Source organism: Stenotrophomonas sp. 2YAF22 (genome assembly GCF_052114665.1).
GTDB classification, from domain to species: Bacteria; Pseudomonadota; Gammaproteobacteria; order Xanthomonadales; family Xanthomonadaceae; genus Stenotrophomonas; species Stenotrophomonas indicatrix.
In genome coordinates this window covers 1-6,513 of record NZ_JBFRFE010000204.1, presented here as the reverse complement: position 1 = coordinate 6,513, position 6,513 = coordinate 1, and the positions used below count along the sequence as shown (strand labels likewise).

The window sequence follows — 6,513 nt, the reverse complement described above, 5'->3', positions numbered from 1 at the left end:
GTGTGACAGTGTCCTGTCGTCGCGCCATCGGCAGCGGACAGGAAAGGTGGGCGCGTGGCGCCCACCGGGGCCTGGATCAGGCCTGGGCTTCGCCCTTGTCGGCAGCAGCCTTCTTGGCCGGAGCGCGGCGAGCCGGCTTGCCTTCTTCGGCCGGAGCGTCGGCGAACTCTTCTTCACGGACGGTGGCAGCGTGCGGTGCAGCAGCCTTGCCTTCCAGCACGGCGTCAGCAGCGGCGCGTGCGTACAGCTGCACGGCACGGATGGCGTCGTCGTTGCCCGGGATCGCGTAATCCACCAGCTCCGGGTTGTAGTTGGTATCGACAACGGCGATCACCGGGATGCCGAGCTTCTTGGCTTCCTTGATGGCGATGTCTTCGTGGCCGATATCGATGACGAAGATCGCGTCCGGCAGACGGTTCATGTCCTTGATGCCGCCCAGCGAGGCTTCCAGCTTGTCGCGCTCGCGACGCAGGCCCAGCACTTCGTGCTTGACCAGCTTCTCGAAGGTGCCGTCGGATTCACCGGCTTCCAGTTCCTTCAGGCGGGCAACCGACTGCTTGACGGTACGGAAGTTGGTCAGGGTGCCGCCCAGCCAACGCTGGTTCATGAACGGCATGCCGCAACGCTCGGCTTCTTCGCGGATCGACTCACGCGCGCTGCGCTTGGTGCCCAGGAACAGGATGGTGCCGCGCTTCTGGGCAACCGACGAGATGAAGTTCATCGCGTCGTTGAACAGCGGGACGGTCTTTTCCAGGTTGATGATGTGGATCTTGCCGCGGGCGCCGAAGATGTACGGAGCCATTTTCGGGTTCCAGTAGCGGGTCTGGTGGCCGAAGTGGACGCCGGCTTCCAGCATCTGACGCATGGTGACCTGGGGCATTGCAAAACTCCTGATGGGGAACCGGCGATTCCGCCCGCGGGATAGGTATGCGGGACGCGTGGAAGCGCTGAAGGTTCCGGGGTTGGGCTTCCCTGTTGCCTCCGTGGCCGAACTCCTTGCGGAGCACCCCGGCACGGATGGGGGCAGCAGGTGTGGATTCACCGGTGACGTCCGGTGTGGACGGTGTCCCGCGCACGCGGCGGCAGGACATCCGGGCAATTATAGCCCGCTTGGCTGGCTCGCTGCAATTGCGGGTGTCTGCGCCGCCAGAATCACCTCTGTGCCGTCCTGCAAGCGGGCATGGAACCTGCCGCCTGCATAGCCATCGGCGCGCGGCGGCAGCTGCCACTGGCGCTGGCGCGCCGCCAGTACGTAGCCGGCAAGACCGGGCAGCAGCAGGCTGCGTTGGCCGCCAGCCGCCTCATAGGCAAGGTCGCTCAAGCGCGCGTGCCCGGTGCCACCGTTCAACAGTCTCAGTGTGAATTGCGACCCGTTGACCACCAGCTCTGCCCGCAGGCAGGGGGGCGTTGGGCCGACCGGTTCGCTGCGGAACAGGGGCAGTGAATAGCGCGGCATGGCCGGTTCTGCCRGAGCCAGGATGATACGGAATGCCTGTTCAGCGGCCACAGGTGCGGATGACGCCGGCAGCAACCAGACGCGCTGGCGTGCACCGGCAGGAAGGTCCAGCAGGGTCGGACTGGCCAGCACCTGCGCGCTGCGTTGCAGGTGTTCGGCGCCCGGTTGCTGGTCCCACGCCCAGATCTGCACCTGGCCGCGCCAATGCCCAGGGCCAGGATTGCGCAGCCACAGCTCGGCCCGCCCCTGCGCAGCCGGCAGGTTCAGGGTGGTCGGCACCAGCTCCAGCGCCTGCGCGGCAATAGGCAGCACCGCGGCCAGCAGCAGTAGCCGGCGCATCAGTAGTAAGTGGTGGGCGGTTCGGGCAGCGAATGCCCCTGTTCGTCCTGCGCTGGCGGGGCCAGTTCACGGACCTGGGGCGGCAGGTGACCGCCGTCGCTGTGCTGCTGTGGCACCGGGCAACGTGGGCCACGCTCCGTGCCGGCGCAGCCTTCAACCACAGTCAGGCGGATCTGCAGTGGGACGGGCGCCGGGTCGGCCCACGCTGTCGTGCTGGTGATGGACATCGCTCCGATCAGTATTCCGCGAACCACCTGCCATCCACCGTGTTGTCGACTTGATGCGCGGTATCGGCCGACAGGGGGGATTCYGTAGAGCGGGCTCCCCTCAGTAGGTGATCGTCACCTGCACCAGGTCGTTGTAGGTGCCCGCCGGAGGCTGTCCGGCGACGGGAGGCACACGCCCGAATATGTTCAGTGTCTGCGCGCTGCCAGTGCCGACGCCGCTGAAGGTGTCCACGGTGAGCGTATTGCCCCAGCGCTGGCTGCGCGCAGCGTCCCGGTACAGCTCGTAGGTCAGGTAATAGCTGTTGCTGCCGATGGTGGTACGCATGCGCCGGGTGGTGGTCAGGGCCGGGTTGTTCTGACCGTTGTTCAGGCCGACCTGGTAGGCGGTGCGCTTGAGGCAGGTCAGGGTGAGGGTGGCGGTCTGGTCGATGTTGGCGGGAATGCTGCCGGTGACGTTGCCGAAATTCATGGTGGTGGTGAGGTAGCTGCCGCATTGCGGCAGCACGGTGGCAGTGGCATTGAAGGTGAAGGCATTGCTGGCGGTGTTGGTGCCGGTAGCGCCGCCATTGCAGGTGGCCGGTACGGTGGCGGTGCCCAGCAGCACCTCGTTCCAGGCCCAGGTGAGCACCACGTTGGCCCCGGTGAAGGTGCTGCTGTAGTTGCCGGAGGCCAGCACCTGGTTGGCCGGAATCTGTGCGAACAACTGCGTGGTACGGCTGCCGGAGCCGCCGATCAGCGGCACGTTGTAGGTCATCGTCAGCTCCTGTGCGGGAGGTGTACCGCGCGGTGCCAGGCCGGTGACTTCGCTGTAGTTGGCGACGTTGTAGATCTGGAAATTGAGCGGATCACTGCTGCCGTTGACCATTGTCCGCCACGGCGAAGTACTGGTGCCGCCGGTGCCATTGCCCAGGCCGATGCAGACGCGGATGCCGGTGGTGGCGATCAGGCTGAGTGCGGCGGTGGAGCAGTTCACGGTGATGTTCAAGGTGCCGGGGGTGGCACCTGGCGCGCCGCTGCTGACGTTGCCGAAGGGCAGCAGCGCGTCGGCGGTGGCGGTGCACGTCGCGGCCGCGCGTGTCGGCGCACTGGCGATCAGGCCGGCCAGAAGCAGCAGGCCGAGCAGCAGCATCCTCATGGCGCCACCTCCGGCACGCATTGCAGCGGGGCCGGGCGCGCGCTGGCCCCGACGGCGACCACCTGCGGTACCGGCACGCGGACCCGGCACTGGCCACCGCTGCTGGTGATGTACAGCACGCTGCCAGGTGCAACGTCCTCCAGGTACAGCAGGCCGTCGTAGCCCACGGTGGCCTGGCGGCCATCGGGCAGCTGCACTTCGCTGCCCACCTCCAGCGGTTGCCCCCTCATGTCCTGCAGGATCAGCCGCAACGACGCGCGCGAACGCAGGTTGAAGGTCAGGCCGGTGCCGGCGCGCTGGCGGGGTGTCACCCAGTCCTCGATGCGATCAGCGCGCATGTCCGCCGGCAGGTCCAGGGTGTCGATGGAGACGCGGTTGCGCTGCCAGGACAGCAGCGGACTGATCAGCAGCAGGCCCCGATCGTCGGTGACACCGATCAGGCGGTTCTCAAGCCGCACCGGCACACCGCCAACGCCATTCGTGCTGACCACGGCGAAGGCGTCGGCGACTTCGCGGGCGGCAAAGGTGTGCCCGGCCATCCACACCAGGCTGCCGCTGGCGCTGCCATAGGCGTAGTTGAGGCCCGCCTGGCGGGAGGCACCGAAGGCATAGCGGCCGACATCGTTGAGGATGCCGACTTCGGCCAGGCCGCCGCTGCCGCCGTCGCCATGGCGGACCTGTGCGCGCCAACCGATACCACCTGCGCTGCCGTCGCCCGGCACCGGCTGGGTGACGTCGGCAACCCAGCTCTGGCTGTCACCGTTGCGCTGGCTGGACAGGCTGGCCTGGCGGTTGTTGCCCAGGCTTGCGGTCAGCGACAGGTAGACACTGCGGTCATCGCTGTTGTCCAGGTTCTGGTTGACCGACAGGTAGGCCGACCAGCGCTGGCTCCAGCTGCGGGACCAGAACAGGCTGGCATAACGGTTGTCATCGCCATCGGGGTAGCGCAGGCGCAGGTAACTGGCGCTGAGCGTGCCCAGGCGCAACAGGTCCAGGCCGACCGTGGCCTGCTCGCTGATGCTGGGCGGCAGGTTGGCCTGCAGCGCGCCCAGGTCGCGGTAGTCGCCGTGGCTGCGCACGCTGCGCAGATTGAAGTTGAAATGGCGGTTGTTCCAGCTGTACCCCAGCGCCCACTGGCCGCCCTGCAGGCCCTGGTAGCGGCTGTGGGCGTAGGCGGCATTGAATACGCCCGCACCGCCCAGCAGCCACCAGCCGCCCAGGCCGGCCTGTGCCAGGCCGCCGCCGCCTTCGGCGTGTGCTTCGCCGGTGAACGTATCGCTGACGCCGCCGCGCCAGCTGGCGCTTGCCACGGTACGGTCGTCGTAGGCGAAGGAGCGTTCGCCGAACTGCTCGCGCAGCTGGCCGACGCCGAGCGACCAGTCCGACAGGCCCTTGGCCAGCAGCTGCTGGGTGCCGTAGAAGCTGAAATCCAGCGTCTGCATGCGGCCAAAGGCGTCGGTAACCACGACCTGCGCGCTGCCGTTGCCGCTGATGCCCGGTTGCGCCGCCAGCTGGAACGGCCCTACCGGCACCTGGCCGCTGTACTGGCGCAGGCCATCCACATACAGCTCGACCGTGGATGGCACCACCGCCTGGCCGAGGAAGGCCGGGGTGGGGGTGAGAACGCGATACGGCTGCAGCCCATAATTGCGCCCGATCTGCAGGCCGCCCAGGCGTACCGGCCGGCTCCAGTCGACAAAGCCGCTGTAGAAGTCGCCCACCTCCAGGGTCAGCGCCTTGTCCGGGAAATCCAGGGTCCAGCGCGTATCAAGGCGTACGCTTTCGCTGCGCCAGTGGCGGTCTCCGGTCTGGTAGCGACGGCTGACGGCGGTGCTCTCGAAGGTGCCGGTACCGATGCCGAACACCCGCAGTTCAGAGCTCAGGGCAAGGTTGCCCAGGCTGTCGACGCGGCTGCCGTACAGGTCGTAATTGAGCAGGACGCCGGGCGAGGCGCTGCCGCGGGAAGCGCGGACCTGCGGGCGGCTGAGCACGGTCGTGGGCAGGGTCAACTGGTCCAGTGGCACGTCCAGCGCCAGGGTCTGCAGGTGCGCGTCATAGCGCACCACCGCACCGCTGATCTGGTCCAGATACACCGGGGCATCGCCGCTGGTGTTGAAGCCAAGCTGGCGCAGGATCTCGGGGCTGGCCTGCAGGCGGCCACGATTGTCGGTGAAGGGCAGCAGGCCGCGTGGCGTGCTGTTGAGGGTCACGTCCAGGTACAGCGTCTGGTTGGCCGTGAGCGGGGTCGGCGGAGGCAGCAGGGCATCGGCGGAGACCCCGGAGACATCGGCTGCATGGGCCGCCGGGGACAGGGCCGCACCGAGCGCTGCGCTCATCAGCGCCTCAGCGAGCCGGTGGTGGCGGCAGCGACGTCTGTTCCGACTCGCCATTGAGCTTGGCCGTGATCTGTTCGTTGTCGCGGTCGATCGCCGTGCGCGCCAGCGGCCAGCGCATGACCTGGCCGGGCAGCACATAGCCCAGCAGGCCGGGATGGACGATGCGCGGCCGCTCCGGGCTACCCAGGGCGAGGTCAGCGATCTGCGCGTAGCTGTTGCCGGTATTGCCTACTTCCACGCCGTTGCGTCCGTCGTCCAGCCGGACCAGGCGGGCGTGCAGCTGCGGTGCCAGCCGGCTGCCAGCGCCGGGTTGCACGAATACCGGGATGGAATAGCGCAGCACGAACTGCATGCCTTCGGTGCGCGTGGCCAGATCGGGCACCTCGTCGACGATCAACCGGTAGTACTGCTGCGCAGCCGGTGTGTCGGCCACGGCGCGCATGACCCGTACCAGCTGCTGCTGGCCGGCGGCCAACTCCTGCATCGGTGGCGTGGCCAGCAGATCTTCGGTCGGCAGCAGCTGTTCGTTGCCGTCCTGCTGCACCCAACGGAATACCCGGACCTGCAGCTTCACCGGCGAGGTGCCGCTGTTGGTCAACCACAGTTCGCCGGCGCGCTGGCGTGCCTCCAGCTGCAGGCTGGTGGGCGCGACCTGCAGGCTGGTTGCCGAGGCCGCGGAGACCCAAAGAAGCAGGCTGAGAACGAGCAGCGCCACGCCGGTGGCGCGCCACGGGCGGGATCYGGCCATGCGGGCGTGCTCCATCAATAGGTGATCGTTGCGGTAACGGTATCCAGGTAGTTGCCGGTCGCAGCGTTGGCCGTGCTCAGGTTGAGGATCTGGCCGTAGACGATGTAGGGCACCGCCAGGCCGGTGCCGATGCCGGCCTGGGTGTTGGTGCCCGTGGTGGCGCCCCACACCAGGGTATGCGCCGCATCCTGGTAGAGCTGGTAGCCCACGTAGTTGTTGGCCGTCACTGCCGCGTTGGTGTTCTTCATCCGCCGCGTGGTGACGTCATTGGC

General features: G+C 67.7%; 7 protein-coding genes. All 7 read right to left on the bottom strand.

The genetic code is table 11. From position 1 onward, the window contains the following. Positions 1 to 76: 76 nt before the first annotated feature. Positions 77 to 880, bottom strand: coding sequence for a 30S ribosomal protein S2 (gene rpsB, locus AB4Y84_RS10020; protein ID WP_025877657.1), 804 nt, complete (start codon positions 878 to 880; stop codon positions 77 to 79). 219 nt (positions 881 to 1,099) lie between these two features. Next, a complete protein-coding gene (locus AB4Y84_RS10015; RefSeq protein ID WP_442250085.1) occupies positions 1,100 to 1,795 on the bottom strand; it encodes a fimbrial biogenesis chaperone in 696 nt (231 codons plus the stop codon). After that, on the bottom strand, positions 1,795 to 2,022 hold the full coding sequence (locus AB4Y84_RS10010) for a hypothetical protein (RefSeq protein ID WP_394195764.1): 228 nt from the start codon (positions 2,020 to 2,022) through the stop codon (positions 1,795 to 1,797). Before AB4Y84_RS10010 ends, AB4Y84_RS10015 begins: the two co-directional genes overlap by 1 nt. Before the next feature lie 100 nt (positions 2,023 to 2,122). Continuing rightward, positions 2,123 to 3,157 (bottom strand): Csu type fimbrial protein, encoded by a 1,035-nt coding sequence (locus AB4Y84_RS10005; protein ID WP_442243754.1) that lies wholly within the window; start codon positions 3,155 to 3,157, stop codon positions 2,123 to 2,125. Next, entirely contained in the window at positions 3,154 to 5,493 is a 2,340-nt protein-coding gene (locus AB4Y84_RS10000) for a fimbria/pilus outer membrane usher protein (protein ID WP_442243753.1), read from the bottom strand. The genes AB4Y84_RS10005 and AB4Y84_RS10000 overlap by 4 nt, the downstream gene beginning before the upstream one ends. A 7-nt stretch (positions 5,494 to 5,500) precedes the next feature. Next, on the bottom strand, positions 5,501 to 6,256 hold the full coding sequence (locus AB4Y84_RS09995) for a fimbrial biogenesis chaperone (RefSeq protein ID WP_442250084.1): 756 nt from the start codon (positions 6,254 to 6,256) through the stop codon (positions 5,501 to 5,503). Then, on the bottom strand, positions 6,256 to 6,513 hold a 258-nt coding region (locus AB4Y84_RS09990), incomplete at its 5' end, for a spore coat protein U domain-containing protein (protein ID WP_442250083.1). The genes AB4Y84_RS09990 and AB4Y84_RS09995, both read right to left, overlap by 1 nt.

Excerpts from the sequence above, each read along its gene's own strand:
- rpsB (WP_025877657.1), bottom strand. The coding sequence starts at position 880 with ATGCCCCAGGTCACCATGCGTCAGATGCTGGAAGCCGGCGTCCACTTC.
- AB4Y84_RS10010 (WP_394195764.1), bottom strand. The coding sequence starts at position 2,022 with ATGTCCATCACCAGCACGACAGCGTGGGCCGACCCGGCGCCCGTCCCA.
- AB4Y84_RS10005 (WP_442243754.1), bottom strand. The coding sequence starts at position 3,157 with ATGAGGATGCTGCTGCTCGGCCTGCTGCTTCTGGCCGGCCTGATCGCC.
- AB4Y84_RS10000 (WP_442243753.1), bottom strand. The coding sequence starts at position 5,493 with ATGAGCGCAGCGCTCGGTGCGGCCCTGTCCCCGGCGGCCCATGCAGCC.